24 protein-coding genes, 2 tRNA genes, 1 pseudogene and 1 riboswitch are annotated in these 25,498 nt (G+C 34.4%); of the genes and pseudogenes, 15 read left to right on the top strand and 12 right to left on the bottom strand.

Features of this window, described 5'->3' with window-relative positions; all coding sequences use genetic code 11:
* Window positions 1-891 (top strand): zinc metalloprotease HtpX, encoded by an 891-nt coding sequence (gene htpX, locus GTO82_RS00430; RefSeq protein ID WP_180873385.1) that lies wholly within the window; start codon window positions 1-3, stop codon window positions 889-891.
* Between the two features lie 89 nt (window positions 892-980).
* Here the strand turns inward: htpX and GTO82_RS00425 are convergent, their stop codons facing one another.
* From GTO82_RS00425 to GTO82_RS00410, 4 genes are all read right to left on the bottom strand, one after another.
* A complete protein-coding gene (locus GTO82_RS00425; protein WP_180873384.1) occupies window positions 981-1,592 on the bottom strand; it encodes a CPBP family intramembrane glutamic endopeptidase in 612 nt (203 codons plus the stop codon).
* Between the two features lie 73 nt (window positions 1,593-1,665).
* The gene (locus GTO82_RS00420) at window positions 1,666-2,163 is read right to left on the bottom strand and encodes a hypothetical protein (protein WP_180873383.1); all 498 of its coding nucleotides are present in this window, start codon (window positions 2,161-2,163) and stop codon (window positions 1,666-1,668) included.
* A 124-nt stretch (window positions 2,164-2,287) separates the two neighbouring features.
* Window positions 2,288-2,578 (bottom strand): hypothetical protein, encoded by a 291-nt coding sequence (locus tag GTO82_RS00415; RefSeq protein ID WP_069168803.1) that lies wholly within the window; start codon window positions 2,576-2,578, stop codon window positions 2,288-2,290.
* Between the two features lie 216 nt (window positions 2,579-2,794).
* Complete coding sequence (locus GTO82_RS00410) at window positions 2,795-3,721, bottom strand: AraC family transcriptional regulator (protein WP_180873382.1); 927 nt, start codon at window positions 3,719-3,721, stop codon at window positions 2,795-2,797.
* A 95-nt stretch (window positions 3,722-3,816) separates the two neighbouring features.
* Window positions 3,817-3,907: riboswitch (TPP riboswitch) on the top strand.
* A 50-nt stretch (window positions 3,908-3,957) separates the two neighbouring features.
* On the opposite strand from GTO82_RS00410, the gene GTO82_RS00405 reads away from it, so the two are divergent.
* Genes GTO82_RS00405 through GTO82_RS00395 form a run of 3 tightly spaced genes read left to right on the top strand, consistent with a single transcriptional unit; the run spans window position 3,958 to window position 6,507 of the window.
* Window positions 3,958-4,521 carry an ECF transporter S component gene (locus GTO82_RS00405; protein WP_004896208.1) on the top strand — a complete coding sequence of 188 codons (564 nt, stop codon included), beginning with the start codon at window positions 3,958-3,960 and terminating at the stop codon, window positions 4,519-4,521.
* Window positions 4,496-5,842: an ATP-binding cassette domain-containing protein gene (locus GTO82_RS00400; RefSeq protein WP_061400885.1), complete on the top strand. Its 1,347-nt coding sequence runs from the start codon at window positions 4,496-4,498 to the stop codon at window positions 5,840-5,842. The genes GTO82_RS00405 and GTO82_RS00400 overlap by 26 nt, the downstream gene beginning before the upstream one ends.
* A gap of 11 nt (window positions 5,843-5,853) precedes the next feature.
* The gene (locus GTO82_RS00395) at window positions 5,854-6,507 is read left to right on the top strand and encodes an energy-coupling factor transporter transmembrane component T family protein (RefSeq protein WP_180873381.1); all 654 of its coding nucleotides are present in this window, start codon (window positions 5,854-5,856) and stop codon (window positions 6,505-6,507) included.
* Here GTO82_RS00395 and rlmH read toward each other — a convergent pair whose 3' ends face one another.
* The 7 genes from rlmH to yycF all read right to left on the bottom strand — a co-directional run bounded on the left by rlmH (window position 6,508) and on the right by yycF (window position 14,338).
* Window positions 6,508-6,987, bottom strand: a complete 480-nt coding sequence (gene rlmH, locus GTO82_RS00390) for a 23S rRNA (pseudouridine(1915)-N(3))-methyltransferase RlmH (protein ID WP_004896221.1) — start codon at window positions 6,985-6,987, stop codon at window positions 6,508-6,510.
* Window positions 6,988-7,497: 510 nt separating this feature from the next.
* Window positions 7,498-8,718, bottom strand: a complete 1,221-nt coding sequence (locus tag GTO82_RS00385) for a S1C family serine protease (RefSeq protein WP_053106806.1) — start codon at window positions 8,716-8,718, stop codon at window positions 7,498-7,500.
* Window positions 8,719-8,801: 83 nt separating this feature from the next.
* Window positions 8,802-9,599 (bottom strand): MBL fold metallo-hydrolase, encoded by a 798-nt coding sequence (locus GTO82_RS00380; RefSeq protein WP_180873380.1) that lies wholly within the window; start codon window positions 9,597-9,599, stop codon window positions 8,802-8,804.
* 5 nt (window positions 9,600-9,604) lie between these two features.
* Complete coding sequence (locus tag GTO82_RS00375) at window positions 9,605-10,426, bottom strand: two-component system regulatory protein YycI (protein WP_180873379.1); 822 nt, start codon at window positions 10,424-10,426, stop codon at window positions 9,605-9,607.
* On the bottom strand, window positions 10,416-11,744 hold the full coding sequence (locus tag GTO82_RS00370) for a YycH family regulatory protein (protein ID WP_094497627.1): 1,329 nt from the start codon (window positions 11,742-11,744) through the stop codon (window positions 10,416-10,418). Before GTO82_RS00370 ends, GTO82_RS00375 begins: the two co-directional genes overlap by 11 nt.
* Complete coding sequence (gene walK, locus GTO82_RS00365; protein WP_011161302.1) at window positions 11,734-13,584, bottom strand: cell wall metabolism sensor histidine kinase WalK; 1,851 nt, start codon at window positions 13,582-13,584, stop codon at window positions 11,734-11,736. Before walK ends, GTO82_RS00370 begins: the two co-directional genes overlap by 11 nt.
* Before the next feature lie 46 nt (window positions 13,585-13,630).
* Window positions 13,631-14,338, bottom strand: a complete 708-nt coding sequence (yycF, locus tag GTO82_RS00360) for a response regulator YycF (protein WP_004896231.1) — start codon at window positions 14,336-14,338, stop codon at window positions 13,631-13,633.
* Between the two features lie 126 nt (window positions 14,339-14,464).
* Here yycF and GTO82_RS00355 point away from each other — a divergent pair.
* The 11 genes and pseudogenes from GTO82_RS00355 to GTO82_RS00305 all read left to right on the top strand — a co-directional run bounded on the left by GTO82_RS00355 (window position 14,465) and on the right by GTO82_RS00305 (window position 24,720).
* Window positions 14,465-14,537 (top strand) — tRNA-Lys (locus GTO82_RS00355).
* A gap of 131 nt (window positions 14,538-14,668) precedes the next feature.
* A tRNA-Lys gene (locus GTO82_RS00350) sits at window positions 14,669-14,741 on the top strand.
* A gap of 66 nt (window positions 14,742-14,807) precedes the next feature.
* Window positions 14,808-15,584 (top strand): 1-acyl-sn-glycerol-3-phosphate acyltransferase, encoded by a 777-nt coding sequence (locus GTO82_RS00345; RefSeq protein ID WP_180873378.1) that lies wholly within the window; start codon window positions 14,808-14,810, stop codon window positions 15,582-15,584.
* A 1-nt stretch (window position 15,585) separates the two neighbouring features.
* Window positions 15,586-16,410 (top strand): glycosyltransferase family 8 protein, encoded by an 825-nt coding sequence (locus tag GTO82_RS00340; protein ID WP_180873377.1) that lies wholly within the window; start codon window positions 15,586-15,588, stop codon window positions 16,408-16,410.
* A gap of 25 nt (window positions 16,411-16,435) precedes the next feature.
* Window positions 16,436-17,386: a glycosyltransferase family 8 protein gene (locus tag GTO82_RS00335; RefSeq protein WP_004896234.1), complete on the top strand. Its 951-nt coding sequence runs from the start codon at window positions 16,436-16,438 to the stop codon at window positions 17,384-17,386.
* A 12-nt stretch (window positions 17,387-17,398) separates the two neighbouring features.
* Entirely contained in the window at window positions 17,399-18,349 is a 951-nt protein-coding gene (locus tag GTO82_RS00330) for a glycosyltransferase family 8 protein (protein ID WP_180873376.1), read from the top strand.
* Window positions 18,346-19,206, top strand: a complete 861-nt coding sequence (locus GTO82_RS00325) for a lysophospholipid acyltransferase family protein (protein WP_180873375.1) — start codon at window positions 18,346-18,348, stop codon at window positions 19,204-19,206. The genes GTO82_RS00330 and GTO82_RS00325 overlap by 4 nt, the downstream gene beginning before the upstream one ends.
* Window positions 19,207-19,507: 301 nt before the next feature.
* Complete coding sequence (locus GTO82_RS00320; RefSeq protein ID WP_180873374.1) at window positions 19,508-20,866, top strand: conjugated bile salt MFS transporter; 1,359 nt, start codon at window positions 19,508-19,510, stop codon at window positions 20,864-20,866.
* A gap of 23 nt (window positions 20,867-20,889) precedes the next feature.
* Window positions 20,890-22,245, top strand: a complete 1,356-nt coding sequence (locus tag GTO82_RS00315; protein ID WP_180873373.1) for a conjugated bile salt MFS transporter — start codon at window positions 20,890-20,892, stop codon at window positions 22,243-22,245.
* 15 nt (window positions 22,246-22,260) lie between these two features.
* Window positions 22,261-23,211 carry a choloylglycine hydrolase gene (gene bsh, locus GTO82_RS00310; protein WP_180873372.1) on the top strand — a complete coding sequence of 317 codons (951 nt, stop codon included), beginning with the start codon at window positions 22,261-22,263 and terminating at the stop codon, window positions 23,209-23,211.
* 106 nt (window positions 23,212-23,317) lie between these two features.
* A pseudogene (locus GTO82_RS00305) lies at window positions 23,318-24,720 on the top strand (IS3-like element IS1223 family transposase).
* A 139-nt stretch (window positions 24,721-24,859) separates the two neighbouring features.
* Here the strand turns inward: GTO82_RS00305 and GTO82_RS00300 are convergent.
* Window positions 24,860-25,468, bottom strand: a complete 609-nt coding sequence (locus GTO82_RS00300) for a PepSY domain-containing protein (protein ID WP_180873371.1) — start codon at window positions 25,466-25,468, stop codon at window positions 24,860-24,862.
* Window positions 25,469-25,498: the final 30 nt, after the last annotated feature.

The raw sequence follows: 25,498 nt of genomic DNA, 5'->3' as shown, positions 1-25,498 counted from the left end.
ATGCTCTATCAACAAATAGCACGCAATAAGCGTAAAACAGCATTTTTGCTTGTTATATTCGTTATTATTCTAGCTCTTGTTGGTGGTGGGTTAGGATACTTAATTAATGGCGAACCTTTTTCCGGAATCGCCATTGCTCTTATTGGTAGTTTAATTTATCTTTTTATTGTTCTTCAAAATCCTGGAAACCTAGTGATGAGCATGAATCACGGCCGAGAGATTCATGAAGAAGACGATCCAGAACTTTGGCACATTGTTGAAGATATGGCTCTGTCTGGACAAGTTCCGATGCCAAGAGTTTTTATTATCAATGATCCAAGCCCGAATGCTTTTACGACTGGACGAGATCCTAAGCATAGTTATGTTGCCGTTACAACTGGCTTACGAGAACGATTAAATAGAAGTGAGTTAGAGGGCGTTTTAGGTCATGAAATTTCTCATATTAGAAATTATGATATCTTAGTTTCAACTATTGGAGTTGCACTAGTAGCAGTAATTTCTTTTATTTCTAACTTCGCCTCTCGCATTTGGTGGTGGGGCGGCAATTCAGACCGCGATGACCGAGACTCAAGTCCTTTAGAAGCAATTTTTAAGGTAGTAGCAATTGTTTTTACCCTAATTTTAGGACCACTTGCTGCAGGACTTGCCCAAATGGCTCTGTCTCGTAATCGAGAATATCTGGCTGATGCGGGCTCAGTAGAACTTACTAGGAATCCACAAGGCCTAATTTCAGCTTTAGAGAAGATTTCTAACAGTGAGCCAATGAAAGATCCAGATCCATCAAGTGCTGGGCTCTACATTGAAACTCCACTTCATAATCGTGGGTTAAGCTCACTCTTTGATACTCACCCGCCTACTGCGGATCGAATTAAGAGATTAAAAAATATGTAATAAGTGTCTGGAAAAATTATCTCTCCAAACAAAGAAGCGAACAATACGTTCTCTATATTGTAAAGAATGTATTGCTCGCTTTTTTCATGCTACCCAACTAATTTTTCAATATTATTTTTTAATATATTTTTATTCAAAGACATTAATAGATAAGACACAACTAGTAAAATGCATAATTGTATCCCCGATTTTAATATCCAGCCATTATTTTGTCTAAATACACTTACCGTCAAATATCCTATATCGGTTATCGAAAAAACTAAAAAGTCAAAGCAAAAATGAATTAAAATATTTATCCATATTTTACCTGTATATAATAGCAAGACACCTAAAAAACAACCTAATCCAAGTGCTACTATAATTTGAGAAATAACGTTATCAAATGCTTGATCTGTATTAAAAAAATTGCTAATGTGACTTAAAGCAAAGAATACAGCACTTATAAATATTGACCATTGCAATTGATATTTTCTATTTTTCAAAATAGTTAATAAAATTATAATATATCCATATCTTACTATTTCTTCGGAAATAGCAGGCTCCAAAGCATTCAATATAACTTCTATACTACTTTGATATGTCGCAGAATATCTTGGATTTATCAGAGAAAAATTCCAATTATTAAAAATTTCATCACTTGATTGAGCTAAACCCAAAAATACAGAGAAGAACGAATACCAAATGACAAATAAAAGTGCCAATATAAATATACTATAGTATCTTATACCCATATTTTTTACGTGAAGATTAAAGTAAAAATTATATCCCCATATTTTAAACAGTATATACACAAATAAATGTCACAAATGAATACACAATGCCACTTGCATTTATTGCATACAATAATTCATTTTCTTTTTTAGTAACTATTCGAAAGATTCCGACTGTATGTAAAGTTACCACAACAAGCCAAATTAGAGCTATTAGCCTCAATAACTCTTGTTTTATTTTTCCAAATTTTTCTTTAACAATAGGTATCAAAATTAAAAGCATCCCAATAAAATAAACTATATATATGGGTACAGCTAGCCTTGAATTCTTTTGAACTACTGTATAAAGTGCCAGACCATAACTATACATAAAAATAAAAGGTAAGAATACTATACTTAAAAAAATATTTTTCTTTTTCAGTAGTAGGCTTAATATCAAAAGAATCTCTTGAAAAACAAAGAAGAAGATATTCATTTGGTTAAATATAAATAGCATTAGTACTATATTTAGTGCTACCTGTGTTGTTAAAACTTTAGAATATATACTTTGTTTCATTAACATGTAGTTCCTTTTCTATTCGAGCTTTTTATACAAATATATAAAAAGGAGTACCCTGTAAATCAAGGTTCTCCTTTGAAGTAATATTTGAAGTTTTTATAAGTAAACTAACTAAACTGATTTTTCCTTATCTCCAAGGATAATAGTCTCTTATTGGATTGGTTGGACTTTCTCCACCACCCAAAGGACCTCCACCCCAGTAACCAGTATGAGCAGTATGATTAAGCCATCCACCGGCTTTACTTTCTAAGAAAAGCTGTTTTTGATTAAAACTTAATACATTTTCTTTAACATTAAAGGCAACAGTTTCATTCTTTCCTACTTCAGCTGCTGAAACTTTATTAGAAGAAACGATAGAGGCACTTAATCCCAATACGACTACAGTACCAAGAGTTAATAGACTTTTTCTTACTTTCATATTAATTGTCCTTTCTCATTTATTAATTAGTATTATATTTATATTTAATGAATTTTTCAATATTATTTTTTTATTAATTATATTGCTAGTATAATAAAAAACTCTGCCAAAAGCAGAGTAAATAGTTATCTTTTCTTCAAATAGGCGCTGTACTTTATTCTGGTCGTATTATTCTTCATCTATATAATTATTCTAAAAGCATCCCTTTTTACATACCTATTTCAAATTAATATGAGCTTCTCTAAATAATCTCTTTCTCATTTCTGCTGGTGTCATTCCATAATAATGCTTAAATTTTTTATAGAAAAATGACTTACTTGAATAACCAATAGTTTCAATTATTTCTTTTAACGATACATTTGGCTTAGCGAGCAGTCTTCTAGCCTCTCTCATACGCCGATCGTCAACATGTTCCACAAAACTCTTACCAGTTTTTTCTTTTACCATTGTAGAGAAGTAATTTCGATTAAAACCAAAATATTCAGCCGCTTCTGCTAGCGTAATGTCATTATAGTGCTGGTCAATGTACTGATCTAAGGTCTCATCCTTAAACTTATTTTCTCTTTTTTCACTCAATTTAAAGTTCTGCTCACGTAAATTGCGCAAAATCATTACTTTAAGTAACTCTAATCCAATTGTACTATTAAATGCCGCATGATTAAGATCATCTTGCACTATCTCTCTGATACTTTGGCTACTCCACATTACTGACGTCGTTGTAAATAAAAAGGCTTTATCCTGAGATAAATTCTTTAAAAATAGGGTACTTAGTTTCTCTTCAGTGGGAGTATCAATTGTTACGTTTTCTATTTGCTCATCCCATGAAAAATCGCTAGTTAGCTTAAATTTTATAATTACTGTATTCTTGTCACTAAGCTTGATTGCATACGCGCTATCTTTTTCAATTAATAAGATGTTTCCACTCGTTAAAGAAAAGCTTTGCTTCCCTACCTGTACTTCACATTTACCTGCAAGGCAATATATTAATTGACTACTTCCGGACTGATATTCAATAAAGTCATAATGCATCCCTTCTAAATAAAGATGGTAGGACAAAAAATTCTGGGTTCGAAGCTCTACTTCACTAGCTTGATTATTTTGCATTAAACTTAATAAATAATTTTTTAATGTCGCTGTTGCCATCTCAATCAGTCCCCTTTGATTCTATTCTGTTTTAATTATAACCTTTTTATTATTTTTAATTGTCTTTTAGTCTTATTAAGCGTAAGCTTAAACTGTAAATACATCTGGGGTGCCTATCGGGCTGAGAATATACCCATTGAACCTGTTTGATTAATATCAGCGTAGGGAAAATGACTATTTTTAGACTTTTATTTAAGTCACCTCTTTGAGGTGGCTTTTTATTTTTGGAGGAAAAAATGAAAAAATTACATGTAAGAGATATCATCTTAATTGCCTTAATTGCTATTATTTTTGGTTTTATTTATTTAGCTAGTGACAGCCTCTATAATGCTCTAACCGCTCTCCTTACTCCAATTGGCTATGGGATGTTAGCTAATGACATTATGATGGGAATTTGGTGTATGGCAGGACCATTAGCAGGCTTTCTTGTTCGCATCCCTGGCTCTGCTTTCTTAGGAGAATTCTTAGGCTCCTGCGTTGAATTGATTGCTGGGGAACAGTGGGGAGCTGTTAATTTAATTTCTGGTGCCGTTCAAGGTCTAGGTAGTGAATTAGGTTTTACCTTTACTAGCTACCGTCGATATGATTGGTTTACGCTTTTCTTATCTGCTACAACCACAACCATTGTCACTTATTTGTACGATTTCATAAAAAACGGCTATAGCTATTTTTCAACCTTTAATATGATTCTCTACTTTGTAGTTCGCTGGATCTCCATGCTCTTATTTACCTGTGTATTAGTAAAATTAATCGTAAATCTTTTAGAAAAAGCTCATGTCATCCAAACAAATCAAAATTAACCAACTTTCTTTTCAATACCAAGACAAATTAATTTTTAAGAATTTAGATTTTACTATTAACCAAGGCGACTTTGCCCTATTAACTGGTCCTAGCGGTTGCGGAAAATCTACGCTTTTAAAATTAATTGCTGGCCTTGAGCCTACTTCTACCAGCAAAATTACTACTGGCTCTTTAACTCAGCCATTTACTAATTGGGGTATGGTCTTTCAAGACCCTAATCGTCAATTCACCATGGCAACACCAAGAGAAGAGTTAATTTTTGCTTTAGAAAATAAACTAATTGATCGAGTTACTGCTCAAAAGATTATCGATGAGGTTAGCCATAAAACGAATATTTCGCATTTGTTAGACCGTCCCTTCCTTCATCTCTCAGGCGGTGAAAAGCAGCGTGTAGCCTTAGCCGTCTTAATTGCAATGCAAAGTGACCTCTTCTTATTAGATGAGCCATTTGCTAATTGCGACTCTCATAATCGAAATTTTCTGCTTAACTGCTTAGATTCACTCCATCAAGAAGGTAAAACGATTTTGATTAGTGATCATAACTTTGCTAATTATGAAAAAATCGATCCCAAAATTTTTGCTATCAAAAATCAAAGAATTCAAACTACTCCTCTACCTTCTCAAGAAGAAGTAGTAACCAATTTTTCTCTTCCTCATACAAAGCAAGAATCAGTATATTCTTTTAATTCTTTTTCACTATCATTTCCAGAAAAAGAGTTACTTTCTTCAACTAATTTAAAAATCTATTCTGGGAAAGCAACCCTCTTAACTGGAGAGAATGGTAGCGGTAAAACTTCTTTATTTAAGGCCTTAAGCAAGGTTATTACTTATCAGGGAGAACTACTCTTTAAAGATAAAGAGGTTAAAAAATGGCGTCGCCGCCCTTATTTGTCAAAAGTAGGACAAATTTTTCAAAATCCAGACGATCAATTCTTAAATGTTACGGTAAAAGAAGAATTAGATTTTAGCTTAAAATACAATCAAAATCCTTCTCTAAATGAGTCTAAACTTCAGTCTATCCTAACTAAACTTAATTTAGAAAATATGGATGAACAAGTCGTTTATTCTCTCTCTGGTGGTCAAAAAAGGAAGCTTCAAATTCTCGTCATGTTAATGGCCTATCCGGACGTTTTATTACTAGATGAACCATTTAGTGGTTTAGATCAAAAAAGCGTCTCAGAAGTCATTTTTTTACTAAAGAACTACTTCTTAGATGAAAACCATAGCTTAATCGTAATTAGTCACCAGCTCGATCAGATTCAAAATCTATGTGACTATCATCTTGTTTTAAAAGGCCAACAACTTTTCTACGCTAAATAGAGGTAAATAAAATGAATCCCGGACTAAAATTATTTTTAATCTTAATTATTTCTCTGGAAATATCACTTGTGCCTAATTTAGGAGCAAACCTCATTATTATCGGGGCTTGTCTTATCTATCTTCTGTTTAAGCACATTAATCTTAAGAAGCTATTTTTATTATTTATCATTCCTTTATTCGCGGCTTCCGTAGTTTTTATTACAATTTACTACTTCACTCCTAGTCGCAGTCTTTATCAAGCTTGTGTCTTATTTACGAGAATTTCCGCCTATGTCTTTTTAGGAGCTGCTTTCACTGAAACGACTTCTTTTCTTGCTCTAGCTCGTTCACTAGAACAAAATTTTAAATTACCTAGTAAGTTTGCTTATGGAACTCTAGCTGCCTTTAATGTTATTCCCAAAATTCATGCCGAAGTGAATCGAATCCGCCTAGTTGGGGATATGAGACACTACCATTTATCTTTCTACTCACCGGCCTTATATTTTAAAGCAATTTTAGCCGCAATTTCTTGGTCTAATAGTTTAGCTGATGGAATGATTTCACATGGCTATCGTGAAGACAAAGAAAGAAGTGTAATTGTTCCGATCGCCTTAACAAAAAAAGACTGGCTTATTTTTAGTAGCATCATAGTACTACTTCAACCAATCTTGTTTCTTCTCAAATAATTATTTATGGTATGGACTGCCGCTATTAATCATAAATGCACGGTAAATTTGTTCAATTAAAACCAAGCGCATTAATTGATGAGGCATTGTAAATTTACCAAAACTGATTAAGTCATCTGCTCGCTTATTTACTGCGTCACTTGTACCGAGACTTCCTCCAATAACAAAGGTAATGTCAGAATGCCCATAAGTAGTTAAATTAGATAACTCTTTCGCAAAAGCCTCACTAGTTCGCTCTTTCCCCTTAATTGCAGTTACATAAACATATTCTTTATCTTTTATCTTATCTAAAATTCTTTTTCCCTCGATTTCTTTGACCTGTTCCATTTCAGCAGGACTTAGTTTTTCGGGGGCTTTTTCATCTGGAACTTGAACTATTTTTACTTTTGCAAAACGACTCATTCTCTTTACATATTCTGCAATTCCGTCTTTAAAATACTTTTCCTTTAATTTCCCTACACAGACAATTTTTATATTCATGCTAATTTATCCCTTTCACACATCTAGCTTTTTATTTTATCCCCTAATTGACATAGCGTCCACATGAGTTTTCCCCTGGCTGTGGATTACTAAAAACTATATTTAGTGGTTCACTCAATTACCTCTCAACAAATTGTGGTTTATAAAAAAGTGGATAACTTTTTTACAAAATTTATTCCACATTTTTATAAATTTGATTAATTTTCCAAACTTTTCGCTCTATCCCTTACAGACTAGGCTTGAACAGCCGTTCAACTTTTATAAAATCATGACTTAATTTACACACAATTCACAAGTTTTCCACATTTTTATTTTTATTATCGCTAACTTATGCACAATCCACAGAGTTTTCCACATTTTCCCACAATCTATTCGATAATTCTAAGATCTTGACAATTTTAAAATACGAACTTTATTAGGTTTCACACTTTAAATATTAAGAAAAAGCTATGATTACCGCTTACAAATCGTATAATCATAGCTTTTTTATCTCTATTTAATAATATTCAATTAACTTAAGGTAACTTTGATATCTTGTGATTTTCCATCTCTAACCACTTGAAGGGTTACTGTATCGCCAATCTTATGTGCATAAAGAGCTGTATGTAGTGAAACAACGCTATCCACATCTTTGCCATCAATCTTCGTAATTACATCACGAGCCTTGATACCAGCCTTCTCTGCACTACCATTCTTGGTCACACTAGCGACATAGACACCAGATTTAACACTGTCAGGCAAACCAAGTTTCTTGCGGCCATATTCTGTTAATTCATCAACAGATACAATTCTTACGCCTAATTTAGGACGCGTAATTTTACCATTCTTAACCAATTGATTAATAATTGAAACAACTTCATCACTAGGAATTGCAAAGCCCATTCCTTCAACGGCAGTCCCATCACTAGAAGAAGACAATTTCATTGAGTTAATACCAATTACTTGGCCAGACATATTAACTAATGGACCACCTGAATTACCGGGGTTAATAGCTGCATCAGTCTGAATAACGGTTGCCTGATTAGTTACTTGGCCAGATGAATTAGTTACATCTATTGTTCTATTCTTAGCAGAAATAATACCTTGAGTTACACTAGTTGCATATTCGCTCCCAAGTGGAGAACCAACAGCAATTACTTGTTGACCTGGCTCTAAGTTCTTAGATGAACCAAATTGGGCAGTTTGAGTAACATATTTACCATCAATAGTTAAGACAGCCAAGTCTGTTTCTGCATCAGTTCCGACTTTTTTAGCCGTTACCTTTTTACCATCACTTAAAATAACTTGGATTTCATCACTTCCAGAAACCACGTGATTATTGGTTACAATGTAGCCTTTACCATTAGATTTCATGTAAATAACTCCAGAACCTTCACTGTAAGTTTCTAAATCTGATTTAGAATTCTTCTTTGAAGAGCTGGAACTATCAGACCCAAAAATACCAAATGGATCACTAGTTGAAGAAGAACTTTGTCTCTTCAAGTTTACAACAGAAACAACAGAATTCTTTACCGTATTAAAGGCATTAGTCATCTGACTGCTGTTCTTACTGTTAGACTTCTCAACCTTAGCTGTTGGCGCAACAGTTGTTTGTGGAGCATTCTGTCCGTTAATTTGAGACAAACCTGCATAAGCTACTCCACCACCGAGTAATCCTGCAACCACTCCTACAATACCAGTTTTAATTAGAGCATTATGCTTATTAGAGTTCTTAGTATTATTTTCTGCCATAAAAATTCTCCTTTTCTATTCACTCTAGCCTAATCACAAATTTTGAATTTTTTATGAATTCAAGTCAAATTATTTGCTAAAAATTATATTTCTGTGAGTGATCCGGCTTCTAGTGGATTGGTATCAATAATTTTAACATCTGCGGGCAGATTTGCATCCCCTGCAACCAATAAATCATGTGCAGTCTCATGAGCTAAATACTGAGTATTATTATGTTGACTACGGTGAGCCAAAAAGATGTTTTTAGTTTTTGAAGAAACAACATCAAGTAATGTATCAGCCGCCTGATTGTTTGAAAGATGTCCAACATCAGACATAATTCGATGCTTCAAAGCCCAAGAATATGGTCCATTTCTAAGCATCATGTCATCATAATTAAACTCCATTAGATAGCCATCTGCATTCTTAATTTCATCTTTAACAGCACTTGAGACATATCCTGTATCTGTTAAACAAGCAAATCGTTTACCGCCACTGCTAAAAACATAATATTGGGGCTCAGCTGCGTCATGACTAGTAGCAAAACTAGTTACATCTAAGTCCCCAAAAGTTTTAGTTACCCCTGATTCAAACGTATTGATCTGTTCAACGGGCAAGTTGCCAATTTTCTTACTTTCAATTAAATAATTCCAGGTACCGGAATTCGCATAAGCTGAAATTTGTGGATACCGCCTCATTAAGACTCCTAAGCCACCTGAATGATCTGTATGATCATGACTAATAAAAATCATATCAATATCTTTAATATCAACTTCGACTTGAGCCAGTAAGTCCTTGGTCTTTTTTCCAGATAAACCTGCATCCATTAAAATTTTATGTTGCTTAGTTTCTATTAAAGTAGAATTACCTGTTGATCCGCTTGATAAAACTGATACTTTCAACTTTTTCACTCCTTAGAATCATCAGTCGTAACATTATTTTGAATAATTGTTCCCGTAAATGCATTTACACGCTTCAAGGTAACTGTCTTAGAAGTATTATTTTCAATTGCTGCTAACCAAGTTGGAATATAAATAGTATTTCCCTTAACTGTTAATAATTTAGTATAGACTTGCTTCAACAAGATAACCTTAGAATTATTTGGTAATTCACTGTAAGTATATAAAGAGTCTACAGCGGCTTTTGAACTAATTGTATTTTGGCGTTCACGAACAGGATTTAAGCCATCGACATAACTTTGTGAATAAGAAACAATTTGATTATCTTTTACACTAATATGAAGCCGAGCTGTTGCAGCAAAAAATTCTCCATATTTAGTCTTTTGGTTAAAAATATAATCGTCCCCCTCAGATAATTCTGAAAGGTAGGTATAGTTTTTACCTTGATATACATTTTGACTATCATCCTTAAAACGCATGACTTCTCTTAGGGCTTCTTTTTTATTTTTAGATAAAGTAATTGGCTTATCTAGATGAACAGAAATAAGATTTTCACTTGAATTATTTTCTACTTGTCCTTTTACCTGCTGAGTAGCTTTTTTGATCCACGAGTCATCATTCTTAGCCGCCAAATAATATCCATCTTCTTGTTTATCATTAACCTTCGGAATAGTAATTTGATCAGCACTTGTCTCACTCTTAATATCAGTCTGAGTCGGAGTAGAACCAGCAGATAAGAGAGTTGGCGTTTGCCATAACTCAATTCCCAAAAAGATATTAATCCCGATAAATACAATTAAAAATATCCATTCAATTCTTTTAAAGTCCATCTACTAGTCCCTCCTTTCCTGCACTATCTAACTGATTATTTGTATTAAGCCATTCATCTAAGGTCTTCCACTGCTTATTAATTTTTACATAATAAGCTGGCTCTAAATCTACCAATTTCTTATTTTTACTGTTAGAAGATTTAGCTGTGTATCCAATAATAATTCTTTCAATATCTTTTCGGTGATATCCTTTTTGGTATAACTCATCCATGGCCTCAGTAGTTGGAATTAAAGTTTTCTTCTCCCCATTAGTTGGAATTGGAATCTGTAAGTCTAAACTATTGAAGTTAATCGTCATCCCATTAGGTGCAAATTTTACCTGTGCTCGCATCTTATATTTTCCTGGTAAAAAGATTGGATATTCTTCGACATAATTTTGATAGATAACTGTATTGTCGTCTGCATCAAAGAATCTTAAATCTGGTTCTGATAAACCAATCTTTCGTACAAAATATAAACTATCATTTAATTTTCGACTAATTGTCTTAGGAATTTGATCTTGTTGATAATCAATATATTCATAGTTATGAGTATGCTTAGCAGCTATTAAACGTTCATATACTCCATTAGAGTAGGTAATTGTATTGCCATTATTATGCTGGGTCGGATTATTTGATCCTAACAAGCGATAAACAAAATATGAATCAGATTCTTCATTAGTTAAGTAGCTATAAACTGGCAAGCTTAGATTTTTTTCATAGAAAGGTAAATAGTCATCATGTACCTTTTCAATAGTGACTGGCATTTGAGTTTGAGCGTTTCTAATATGCTCAATTAGGGTCTTGAATGAGACATCGTTTAAACGAACCCGATAGAGTGTATGGTTCTCATCATTACCTAAATAGATGTAGTCACTAGAAGTCGTTAATACAAAAAAGCGATTAAATTCCCGACTATCAGTTTTTCTTACGTTAGTTAAAAATAATGAAATCGTTATCTGATCTGGATATGTTAACTGAATATAGTTAGGATTTTTTAACATTTTTTCATACTTAGTTTGGCTAGACCAAACGCGGATTGGTAGTAGCGGCTTTAAAGACTGAGTTAATTTAGAGAATTCTAAAGGTAAATTATTCTTTGTATCGTAGACTTGATACATTTGTTTATTTTTAAAATAAAAAGTTTGCGTTGGGAGATAGATATCTCTTAAAGAACGCTGCCCTAGATCCTTAGTTTGCGTTTGATTAGATGTTTCTTCAATTCTAGAAAATCGAGCATCTGATCCCCAAATAACCGCTGATAGAATTATTGATAAGACAACCATTACAATTAAACTAACACGCAATGCAACTCTAGAAACTTTATCTTTAAACCTCATCCCAGTTTTCTCCTTCCTCACTAATTGCTTCATAGGGCAAAGAAATGTAGAAAGTTGATCCGGAACCTTCAGCACTATCTGCCCAAATCCGGCCATGGTGTGCTTCTACTATTTCTTTAGAAATAGCTAATCCTAATCCAGTTCCGCCTTGCTTACGAGAACGAGCTTTATCAACACGGTAAAATCTATCGAAAATCTTATTTAAGTCTTTTCTTGGGATTCCCAATCCTTGGTCAGAAATACTTAAGATGACATGCTTTTGGGCTTGAAGAAGGCGAACTGTTATAACGCCTCCGTCAGGTGAATACTTAATTGCATTGTTCATAATATTATCGATTACTTGCATCATCTTATCAGTATCGATTTCTACCCATAAAGCTTGGTGAGGAAATTCACGCTTGATTGAATACTTCTTTTTATGCGTTTTATCTGTATCAGACTTCAGCATCATATCAAAACGATTTAGAACATGGTTAACAAAATCGTTTAAGTTAACCCACTCTAAGTCCATTTTAGCTACACCACGATCCATTCTTGATAAGCTAAGCAGATCATTAATCATCCTAATCATCCGTTCAGTTTCATCTTGGATAACATGTAAAAATTGCGGTGCAATATTTGGATCCTTCCATGCCCCATCATTTAAGGCTTCAACATAGGCTCTTAAGCTTGTTAATGGAGTTCTAAGTTCATGTGAAACGTTAGACACAAATTGCTGTTGTTCCCGTTCATTTTTTTGCTGTTGCGTAATATCATGCAAAACACAAACTAGACCTGAAACAAAGCCAGTTACACGCTGAATTAAAGAAAAGTTAGCATGTAAAATCATTTCATCTCTTGTATTATCATTTACACGCACAACTAATTCTTGTTGCGTACTTAAAAGATCTTGAATTGTAACATCTTTTAAACCAAGCAAATTAGTAATTGGTTTTCCAATAACATCTTTTTCAGTTTTGCCTAAAAAGTCTAAGGCAGTTTCATTAATGATAGTAATATTTCCGTGACGATCAGTCGCAATAACCCCATCTGTCATATGGGTCAAAACATTATCTAACCGTCGTCGTTCACTATCAGAAATCTCTTGTGTTCTCTCAATTCGTACTGACAAAGTATTAAATGCTTCAGCTAATTGCCCTAACTCATCTTGGGCATAGACACGTACGTGTCCAGAATAATCTCCATTTGCGACCCGCAAAGCTTGCTTACGCATTTCTTCAATCGGCCGAGTTATGGCCCGGGAAATTACCAAGGCAACTACTGCACCTAAAACAGCCGCAATTAATGAGGCAATCAAAAAGTAAATAGAAACTTGCCGTAAATTATTGAATACACCCTGTAAACTAGCTCTTACATAAATAGCTCCCACAGGCGTATTAGTTCCATTAGCAGATGTTAATGGTGAAATTTGCACCATATAGTTTCCATTATCATTAATCACCTTAGAAACTTGTTTTCCATTTGAAAGCACGCTTTTTATATCCGCATTACTAGTCCGCTGGCCAATTCGATTCTGATCATTAACATTTGAAACAGCTCGGATCACGCCTTTATTATCTACTACCATTAATTGACTAATGTCGCCGAGATTATAGTTTGAAATAATCTGGCTTAGCTGCTGATTAGCACTCTTACTGTTTGCCCTACTCAATTGACTGGCAATTTGGTTAGTAATAATGTTTGGCACTTGAATTGAAGACTCAAAATTCTGAATTGAATTTTGTTCAAGTTGTCTAGTAAAAGAAGCTCCAACTACTTCAATCGTTGCTAGTAGTAGCAACATAAAAATGATTGCGATTTTAAAATTAATAGAATTTAGTACACTTTTTATTTTCTTCATTGGTCCTAATTGCAAAAAAAGCCACTATCACTAGTGACTTTGATCCTTATTCATCTGATGGGTTTTTAACGTAATATCCTACTCCACGTCTGGTAACTAAAATCGTTGGTGAACTTGGATTGTCTTCGATCTTTTCCCGTAAGCGTCGCACAGTTACATCTACAGTTCTAACATCCCCAAAATAGTCATAGCCCCAAACGGTTTGTAATAAATGCTCTCTAGTCATTACTTGTCCCATATGCTGTGCTAAATAATGAAGTAATTCAAATTCACGATGCGTTAATTCAATTTTTTCACCATTTTTTTCAACCATATAAGCTTCAGGCATAATCACAAGATTGCCAATGGTAATATTTTTGTCTTCATCATCTTCAGTAGCTTTTTGAGTCAAGTCACGTCTACGCAAGTTTGCCTTTACTCTAGCAACTAATTCTCGGTTAGAAAAAGGCTTAGTAACATAATCATCTGCTCCCATTTCAAGACCTAACACCTTATCAATCTCAGTGTCTTTAGCCGTTACCATAATAATTGGCATATCATGAGTTTGGCGCACTTCACGTGCAACCTCTAAACCGTCTTTTTTTGGTAACATCAAGTCAAGAATCATTAAATCGGGATCATATTCCTCAACTTTTTTAACAGCTTCTTCGCCGTCATATGCAGTGTCGACATCAAAGCCTTCCTTAGTCAGATTAAATTTAATAATGTCAGAAATTGGTTTTTCATCGTCAACGACTAAAATCTTCTTTGGCATAAATGATGCCTCCTCAATATTAATAACTATATTATACTGTTTTCCCCACTTTTTTTAAACTTATGCAAAAAAAAGCTTGCACTTTCTTTACTTTACTGGCATAATACTATTTGTTGGTTATCCAATGGGTGGTTAGCTCAGCTGGCAGAGCAACGGACTCTTAATCCGTGGGTCCAGGGTTCGATCCCCTGACCACCCATATTTTTGAAAGGCATCGCATCTGCGGTGTCTTTTTTGTTTCTAATTTCTGTTAATTTATATCAATTTTCTTAAAAAAGTTCTTGCATTTTTATTTTTTTTTGGCATAATAGTATCTGTTGGTTATCCAATGGGTGGTTAGCTCAGCTGGCAGAGCAACGGACTCTTAATCCGTGGGTCCAGGGTTCGATCCCCTGACCACCCATATCTTTGAAGACATCGCATCTGCGGTGTCTTTTTTTGTTTCTAAATTTTTTCTATAATTAATATCATGAATACTAAACCATCTAAACATCATACTATCTACTATAATTCCACAACCGATGACGTTGTTGAAAGTAAAAGGCAAGATTTTACCCTGCCTGATAATTACCAAATCATTAAACACACGCCACTTAATTATCTAATGCGATTTTTAGCTGCCGGTTTTGCTTATTTTTTTACTTATGGCCTAATGCATGTCAAAGTAATAGGTAGGGATAAGCTATCTAAATATAAAGATGAAGGTTATTTTGTTTACGGAAACCATACTCAAATGGTTAACGATGTCTTCATGCCTTTAACCTTATTTGGCTGGAAAAATTACTATGCTATTGCTAATCAGGCAAATTGGGGAATTCCTGTTATTGGAAAAACGCTCCTACCTTACGGGGGATTACCAGTAGGTAAAAATATTAAACAAGCTATCAAATTACTTAAAGCTGTTAAAACCTTAACTAAAGAAAATGCTCATATTGTAATCTATCCAGAAGCTCATGTCTGGCCTTACTATACCGGTATTCGATCATTTCCAGAAACCAGCTTTAATTTTCCCGTCCAGGCAAATAAAGTAAGTTTTGTAATGACGACAACTTATCAAAAACGCAAATTTGGTAAGCATCCCAAAATTACTGTTTATATTGATGGTCCCTTCTTCCCGGACTCTACCTTGACCAAAAAAGAGCAACAAAAAAAGCTCCATGATCAAGTCTTCGATCAACTAAAAAAGCGTTCTAAAAATAGCGGCTATCAATATTATCACTATCAAAAACGAGAAATTGGAGATTAAAATGAATATTATGTTTTGCGGCGACTCTCACGCCGAAGATGGTATTTTAATTGCAACTCTATCTTTATTAAAAAATACCTCCGCTCCCCTGCACCTCTATATCTTAACCATGCAGGCAGAAGGATATGAAGCTTTTAATGAACAAGCTTTTAACTTAATCAAAAAAATTATTAAAGAAAAAGATCCAAACAACACTGCTGAATTAATTGACTGTACTGAGTTGTTCAAAAAAGAGCCTCCGCGCGCTAATATGGAGACTCGTTTCACTCCTTATGCCATGCTGAGATTATTTGCGGACCAAATTCCACAAATCCCTGATCGCATCTTGTACTTAGATGACGATATTATTGTACGTAAGGATATTAGTGATTTTTATAACCAAGACTTAACTAATGTGGAATTAGTTGGTGTTTTAGATTTCTGGGGGCGCTTTTTCTTCCATAATCTTCACAGCCACAAAACTTTTGACTACCTTAACTCCGGAGTTTTGCTTTTAAATATGAATGAAATTAAAAAGACAAGATTATTTGCAAAAGTTCGAGAAAAAATGAGCGATAAAAAAATGCTCCTTCCCGACCAATCTGCCTTAAACAAACTTGCGACCAAAAAAAGAATTGCTCCTCGCTGCTACAACGAACAGTACCGGCTCCATCCTGATACAAAAATCCAACATTTTACAACTAGCTTTCGCTTTAAACCCTACTTCCACACTTTAACAGTTAAACCTTGGGATGTAGAACGTGTTCATAGTGTCTTGAAATTACATGAATATGATGATTTACTTAAGCAGTACACAGAACTTAAGCCGCTTTTAAAGCAGCGCTAAATTATTATATAGATGGAGTTTGAGAATGACTATCCCAGTTTTTTACACAATTAGTGATAATTACACACCTTACGCAGCTGTTTCGATTCAGTCTTTAATTGATCATGTTGATCCAAAGAAGGACTATACAATCACTCTTTTAGTCCAAAGTATTAGTGATGAACATAAAAAGAGTCTCGAAGATCTTTCAACTGAAAATGTTCATGTTAATATTTTCCATATCGATGATGAAATGGTAGCTCCAATTCACAATAGTGAAGAAAATTATTTACGAGCACAATTCTTTACCATGTCTATTTTCTACCGTCTCTTTATCCCTAATCTTTTCCCGCAATATGATAAGGCCGTTTACTTAGATGCCGACACAATTATCTGCACTGATATTGCTGAACTCTACAATACTGAAATTGGCGATAACATGTTTGCGAGTGTCCCTGATATGTCAATTAGATTTATTAAACCGCTACAAGTTTATATTAAGGAATGCCAAGGCATCTTCCCACCAGAAAAATACATCAATAATGGTGTGATTTTATTCAATATGAAAGAATTTAGAGATAAAAAATTCGTTGATAAATTCTATTCATTAATTGAAAAATATCATTTTGACAATATTGATCCTGACCAAGCTTATATGAATGAAATTTGTGAAGATAAGATCTATCACTTACCGCTTGAGTGGGATGCAATGCCTAATGAACATATGGATGAAATCAAAGATCCAAAAATCGTTCACTACAACCTTTTCTTTAAGCCATGGCACTTTGCAGATGTTCAATATGGTCAATATTTCTGGGATGTTGCTAAAAAATCCCCATACTATGATGAGTTAAAAGAACAATTGGACAGCTTTACTGATGAAGATCGTAAAAAAGCCCGCGCTGATCTTGATTGGATGATTAAAAAAGTCGATGAAATTAAAAATGAAGATGTAACTTGGGCAAAAGTTAAAAAGACTACGTCCGTAAAAATATAAAGAGGCATTAAAATGACTATTCCAGTTTTTTATAGTATTAGCGATGATTTTACCAAATATGCTGCAGTATCTTTAAATTCATTAGTTAAGAATTCTAATCCAGAAAATGACTATACAGTTATCTTTCTAAACCAAGATCTATCTAAAGAACACGAAGATCAACTAGCAGCTTTGGGTAATGACCATGTACACGTTGAATTCTTCCACATTGATGAGAAATTAGTAAAGCCGATCCAAGATAGAAAAGAAAACTATCTTCGGGCTGACTTTTTCACAATGTCGATCTTTTACCGCCTCTTCATTCCCGACCTTTTCCCGCAATATGATAAGGCAATCTATATTGACAGCGATACAGTAGTCACTGATGACATTGCTAAGCTATACAATACGGAATTAGGCAATAATTTATTTGGCGCATGTACTGATTCTTCTATTCAATATGTAGATAAAATGGTGAAATATATCAAAGATGTCCCAGACCTTGATCCTAAAAAGTATATTAACTCTGGAATGCTGGTCTTAAATTCTAAGGCCTTTAGAGATGAAGGTTTTATTGCTCATTTTATGGACTTGCTTGAGAAGTATCATTTTGACTGTATTGCTCCAGATCAAGATTATTTGAATGAAATTGGTGATGGTCGAATCTTGCATCTTGATCCTCGCTGGGATGCAATGCCTAATGAAAATACAGAACCCCTTCCTAATCCAGGTTTAATTCACTATAACTTGTTCTTTAAGCCATGGCACTTTGATAACGTTCAGTACCAAGATTACTTCTGGAAGTACGCTAAAGAAACGCCCTTCTATGAAGAACTACGCGCAGAATTAGATAATTATACTGATGAAGAGCGTAGTGAAGATCGAGCTAAGTTAGATCATATGCTTGAAAAAGAAGATAGCACCGTCGTTGATCCCAATAATTGGGCTCATGTAAAAGCTAAAGGCGAAAGGATTAAACTATGATTATCGGCGAAAATCGTGCGAAAGTTATCGAAAATATCAAGGCAGCCGTTAAAAAAGGTAAAATGCACGCTAAAGTTGAATTGGGCGATCCGATCCTCACTAAGGATGAAAGAATCAAACTAGTCAACGATTATTGGGAGCAACAAAAAAAGCTGAATCATAAATTTAAAAATATTATCGCCCAAACTATTATCAATCTTGATACTTTAGTCTTAATGGCTCATACCCAAATCAAAGACAAACAAAGAGCTAAAGGACCGCAACATGGTGCAATTGTAACGACTAATCACTTTAAGCAAACTGATAGCCTGCCAATTAAAAAATTAGCTAATCGCTGCCATAAAAAGCTCTATGTTGTAATTGAAGACTCCAATCTAAAATTGCCAGGTTTCTTCGGCTTTTTAATGAATAACATTAATGCTATTCCAATTGTTCAAAGCTACCAATACTTAGGACGAGAATTTCCAAAGCACTTGCAGAAAGTCTTTGATAAAAAGGGCTGGGTCTTAATCTACCCTGAACAAGAAATGTGGTATGACTACCGTAAACCTCGCCCCCTTCAAAAAGGTGCTTATTACTACGCAGCTAAGGCTAAGGTACCGATTATCTCCTGCTTTGTAGAAATTCAAGATCTTCCAGAAATGGAAAAAAATAGTAAAGAATTCCACAAGACACGCTATATTCTTCACGTCTTACCGACAATCTACCCAGTTGATCGCCTTACAGTTGATCAAAATGCTAAAAGAATGCGGGACATTGATTATATGCAAAAGAAAAAGGCTTATGAAAAAGCCTATGGTAAGAAATTAAACTATGATTTTAACTACGATGACATTGCGGGTTATGTAAAAGATTAATAATTCTTTCCTAATGTAAAATTTCTACCTACCGCTAAGTCTATCTGTTCGAACTAAAAAAGATTGATATATCGATGCTTAATAGCAAAGATAATCAATCTTTTTTTCTTTTGTAATTCATTTTATTCTAGGAAATCTAGGCAGGTTTTTATTACATTCATTAAATAACATAATAAGTCATTATTTTTGATTTACTTACTTAAGTAGACGACAATATAAGTGGCTATAGTCAAAGCTCACGTGTTTAATAATATATAACTTATAAAGCTAATAGTATTTTATCAGAAAGAAGAGAGATACGATGTCAAACGATCTACCAAGCGATGGGCACAAGGTGGTCAGTAAAGGCTATAAATACTTTATGGTATTTCTCTGTATGTTAACTCAAGCTATCCCTTACGGAATTGCTCAATTAATCCAACCTTTATTTGTTCACCCTCTGGTTAATACTTTTCACTTTACATTGGCTTCTTATACCTTAATTTTTACTTTTGGGGCTGTCGTAGGGTCTCTAGTTTCACCAATGGTTGGTAAAGCTTTACAGAAAGTTAATTTTAAAATTTTGTACTTGATTGGTATTTGCCTTTCAGCCGGAGCATATGTAATTTTTGGAATTAGTACGAAACTACCTGGTTTCTATTTAGCCGGAATTATTTGTATGGTCGGTTCAACCTTTTATTCTGGTCAAGGTGTTCCTTGGATTATCAATCACTGGTTTCCATTTAAGGGCCGCGGTGTTGCTCTTGGATTAGCCTTTTGTGGGGGATCAATTGGAGATATTTTCTTACAGCCTATTACCCAGGCAATTTTGAAGCACTTTATGACTGGTAATACCAAGACTGGTCATTTAACTTCCATGGCTCCATTCTATATTTTTGCGGTTGCTCTTTTAGTCGTTGGTCTAATAATTGCCGCTTTTATTAGAGTGCCAAAGAAGGATGAAGACGTAGCTTCTGCCGAAGAAATTAAAAAGAATCGGCATGAAGCTGCTCAAAAGCATGCTCATGAATTCCAGGGTTGGAGCGGCAAGCAAGTTCTTCACATGAAGTGGTTCTGGATCTTTAGTATCGGCTTTTTAATTATTGGCCTAGGGCTAGCTTCTTTAAATGAAGATTATGCAGCCTTTTTAGATACTAAATTATCTTTAACCGAAGTCGGCATGATTGGCTCAGTCTTCGGGATTGCTGGTATTATTGGTAACATTTCTGGCGGTTACCTATTTGATAAATTTGGTACCGCTAAATCCATGGCTTATGCCGGAATCATGTTAATTATCGCCATTTTAATGATGATCCTAATTAGTACACATCCTTATGGAGATCGTATTAACTTATATGCTGGTATGGGCTGGGCTGTTACAAGTGGCTTATCTGTCTTTAGTTACATGTCTGGACCTGCCTTCATGGCCAAGAGTTTATTTGGTGCCAAAGCACAAGGAGTTAACTTAGGCTACATTAGTTTAGCCTATGCAATTGGTTTTGCTATTGGAGCTCCCCTATTTGGCGTTATCAAAGGTGCTACTAGCTTTACAACTGCTTGGTGGTCCACCATCTTCTTTGTTGCAATTGGTTTTATATTATTGATTTTTGCAGCTATTAAAATTAAACAAATTCAAAAAAGTATTGTTGTGAACAAGCCAAATATTATTTTAGATAAATAATTAGTTAGAAAGAAGGTAATTACATGTCTACTGATGCCGCTACTAAAGATAAGGTAGTAAGTAAGGGCTATAAGTACTTCATGGTTTTCCTGTGTATGTTAACCCAAGCTATTCCTTATGGAATTGCTCAAAATATTCAGCCTTTGTTTATTCACCCTTTAGTTAATACCTTTCACTTTACCTTAGCATCGTACACATTAATTTTTACGTTTGGTGCGGTTTTTGCTTCAGTTGCTTCTCCATTTATTGGTAAGGCGTTAGAAAAGGCTAACTTCCGACTAATGTATTTAATTGGTATTGGTCTTTCTGCTATTGCCTACGTAATTTTTGGAATTAGTACAAAGCTACCTGGCTTCTATATTGCCGCTATCATTTGTATGGTTGGTTCAACCTTTTACTCCGGCCAAGGTGTTCCATGGGTTATTAACCACTGGTTCCCAGCAAAGGGACGTGGAGCTGCCTTAGGGATTGCCTTTTGTGGGGGTTCGATTGGTAATATCTTTTTACAGCCAGCAACTCAAGCAATTTTAAAGCACTACATGACAGGTAATACTAAGACCGGTCATTTAACCTCTATGGCACCATTCTTTATCTTTGCCGTAGCTTTATTAGTAATTGGTGTAATTATCGCCTGCTTCATTAGAACCCCTAAGAAAGACGAAATTGTCGTTTCTGATGAAGAACTAGCTGAAAGCAAGAAAGAAGAGGCTTTAGCCAAAGCTAAAGAGTTTAAAGGCTGGACTAGTAAACAAGTGTTACAAATGAAATGGTTCTGGATTTTCAGCCTTGGCTTCTTAATCATTGGTTTAGGCTTAGCCTCATTAAACGAAGACTATGCGGCCTTCCTTGACACTAAACTTTCTTTAACCGATGTTGGTTTAGTTGGATCAATGTACGGTGTTGGTTGTTTAATCGGAAATATTTCTGGTGGTTTCTTATTTGATAAATTTGGTACAGCAAAATCAATGGCCTATGCTGGTTGTATGTATATTTTATCTATTCTAATGATGATCTTTATTAGCTTCCAGCCATATGGTTCATCTATTAGTAAAGCTGCTGGTATTGGCTATGCTATCTTTTGCGGCTTAGCTGTATTTAGTTACATGTCAGGCCCAGCCTTCATGGCAAAAGACCTCTTTGGTTCAAGAGATCAAGGTGTCATGCTTGGATACGTTGGTTTAGCTTATGCAATCGGCTATGCCATTGGTGCTCCACTCTTTGGGATTATTAAAGGAGCTGCAAGCTTTACAGTCGCTTGGTACTTTATGATTGCCTTTGTTGCAATTGGTTTTATCATTTTAGTATTTGCCGTTATCCAAATTAAGAGATACCAAAAGAAATACATTGCAGAGCAAGCAGCAAAAGCTAATGCTAAATAAGGAGGTTTTTTGGAAATGTGTACTGGTTTAAGATTCACAGATGATCAAGGAAATTTATACTTTGGCCGTAATCTAGATGTTGGACAGGATTATGGCGAAGGCGTTATTATTACGCCGCGTAATTATCCTCTTCCATATAAGTTCTTAGATAACATCACTACTAAAAAGGCTGTTATTGGAATGGGAATTGTGGTTGATGGCTATCCATCATACTTTGACTGCTATAACGAAGATGGATTAGGTATTGCAGGTTTAAACTTCCCACATTTTGCTAAATTTAGTGATGGTCCTATTGACGGTAAAATCAACTTAGCTTCTTACGAAATTATGCTCTGGGTTACTCAAAACTTTACTCATGTTAGTGAAGTAAAGGAAGCTTTAAAGAATGTTAACTTAGTAAATGAAGCTATTAACACATCATTTGCGGTTGCCCCTCTTCACTGGATCATTAGTGATAGTGACGAAGCCATTATTGTTGAGGTTTCAAAACAATATGGAATGAAAGTCTTTGATGACAAAGTTGGCGTTTTAACTAATAGCCCTGACTTTAACTGGCACCTTACTAACCTTGGTAACTACACCGGTTTAAACCCACATGACGCTACAGCCCAAAACTGGAACGGTCAAAAAGTTGCTCCTTGGGGCGTAGGAACTGGTAGCTTAGGTCTGCCTGGTGACAGCATTCCAGCCGACCGTTTTGTTAAAGCTGCTTATTTAAACGCAAACTATCCAATGGCTAAAGGTGAAAAAGCAAACGTCGCTAAATTCTTCAACATCTTAAAGTCTGTTGCCATGATCAAAGGCAGTGTAGTCAATGATCAAGGCAGTGACGAATATACTGTTTATACTGCATGCTACTCTTCTGGAAGCAAGACTTACTACTGTAATTTTGAAGATGATTTTGAATTAAAGACTTATAAACTAGACGATAAAACAATGAATTCAACTAGTCTTATTACTTACTAATTTTTATTATTTCTATCCTATATTCCTAAAAAACAAAAAAGCCACCTATTTTGAAGTGCCTCATAATTGTTAGACATAAAATCTAATAATTATGAGGTATTTTTTTATGACCAAATATTCGACTGAATTAAAAATTGAAATTGTTTCCAAATATTTAAATCATGAAGATTCAATAAAAGGTTTAGCTAAACAATATAATATTCATTGGACTCTTATTCGTAGGTGGGTTAATAAGGCTAAGTGTCAAGGTTTAGCTGCCTTATCTGTTAAACATACTAAAACTACTTATTCTTCTGACTTTAGGCTAAATGTGGTACGCTACTACTTAACACATTCTATTGGAGTTTCAAAGGTAGCGGCTAAGTTTAATATTAGTGATTCTCAAGTATACAATTGGGCTAAAAAGTTCAATGAAGAAGGATACGCTGGGCTGCTGCCTAAACAGAAAGGTCGGCCTAGGAAAGTGCCTAAAAAGAGTTAGAAGACAACTAAAAAGTTAGAACTTAGTGAAAAGCAAAAGTATGAAGAAAAAATTCTTAAGCAGGAAGCTGAATTAGAAAGACTTAGAGTGGAAAATCTTGTCTTAAAAAAAGTGGCTGCCCGATATCCACGTTATCCAACAAACAAAAAACACAATTAATACAGGATATTCGGGCAAAACACCATCAAATTAAACTTAAGGTCTTATTTAAGGTGCTTAAATTAAATAGAAAGACTTACTATGACAATGTAAAAAATAGAATTAATCAAGCTGATAAGTATGCTTTAGTAAAAGAGAAGATTCAAGAAATCTATTATGGCTATGAAGGACAAGAAACATATGGTTATCGTCCTATGTGGGGAGCGTTAAGAGATGAAGGATTTAAATTTTCTCTAGAAACAGTACGTAAGTTAATGAGAAGTTTAGGAATAAAAACAACAATTTATCATAAAAATACTGGTAAATATAGTTCGTATAAGGGTAATGTAGGAAAGAAAGCACCAAATATCCTAAATCAAACTTTTGATGAAACTATCCCCTATAAAGTTCTTCATACCGATGTAACCGAATATAAACTAACTAACGGCAAGAAAGTTTATATTTCTCCTGTAGTAGATGAAGCTTCTTTGGAGATTCTAGCTTGTGCAGTAAGTTACTCTCCTGAAATGAAAACTATTTATAATATGCTAGATGAACTAGCAGATAATCTTCCACCAGGAGCTGCTCCTATCCTTCATTCAGATCAAGGCTTTCAATATCAGAATCCAGGCTATCAGGCTCGACTAAAGAAAATGAATATAATTCAAAGCATGTCCCGAAAAGGAAATTGTCATGATAATGCACCAGGAGAAACGATATTTAATCTAATGAAGAGAGAAAAACTGAATCGACTTAAGATTGGAAGTTTAGAAGAGATGAAGGAAATTCTGAAAGATTATATTTATTGGTTTAACAATGTTAGAAGATCAAACAAATTAAAATACACGACTCCTGTAAAATACAGAAATCGTGTATTATCAAATCTTTAAAATTTTATAAATGTCTAACTTTTCTATGGCACTTCATTTCAGGTGGCTTTTGTCGTATACAAGTGTTTAATTTTAGAAAGGACTATTATTATAGCCTGATATAGCAATACCGTCAACCGCTCGATATCCTTTTTATTAATTAATCTTCTTCTGATCTAATTATTTTTTTAGAGCTAGCATCAATTTCAACTTCATGTTTTGTGCTACCGGATTCTACTGTTACCTCCCAAATAGCCTTACCATCTTCCATTTTTAAGTCCCATTCCTTGGCAACACTATTTTTTACTTCTTTTTCTGCTATTTCACTAGCTTCTTTACGCGAAATTGTTTTATCTAAATCTAAACCTTTTTGTAGGTGTTCATCTAGATCAAGCTTTTCAGAACTAGATTTAATTTCCTTACCAGTTCTAGCATTGATTGTCATTTCGTATTCTTTACTCTTATCAAATCCATCAATCTCATAAACGTATCGGTTACCGTCTAACTTTAGGTTTATTTCTTTAATCTCTTTATCACTGTATTTTTCATCAAATTTGTTCAAAGCTTCAGTTTGGCTAAGCTTAATTTGACTCTTTTTTAGTGTATTTTCTGTATTACTTTTCTTATCTTTAGTTTCCTTTTTTACACTAGATTGTTTACTTTGATTTGATGAATCGTTATTACTGCACGCAGCAGCTGAAGTTCCGATAATGCCAATTACAGCTGTAGCAGCTAATAATCGGGTAATTTTATTATTTTTGCTCATCATTTTCTCCTTGAATAAAATAAAACAAAACTA

Source organism: Lactobacillus johnsonii (assembly GCF_013487865.1).
Classification (GTDB): Bacteria; Bacillota; Bacilli; order Lactobacillales; family Lactobacillaceae; genus Lactobacillus; species Lactobacillus johnsonii_A.
The sequence above is the reverse complement of the archived record's forward strand: the minus strand, read 5'-3'. Positions and strand labels throughout refer to the sequence as shown.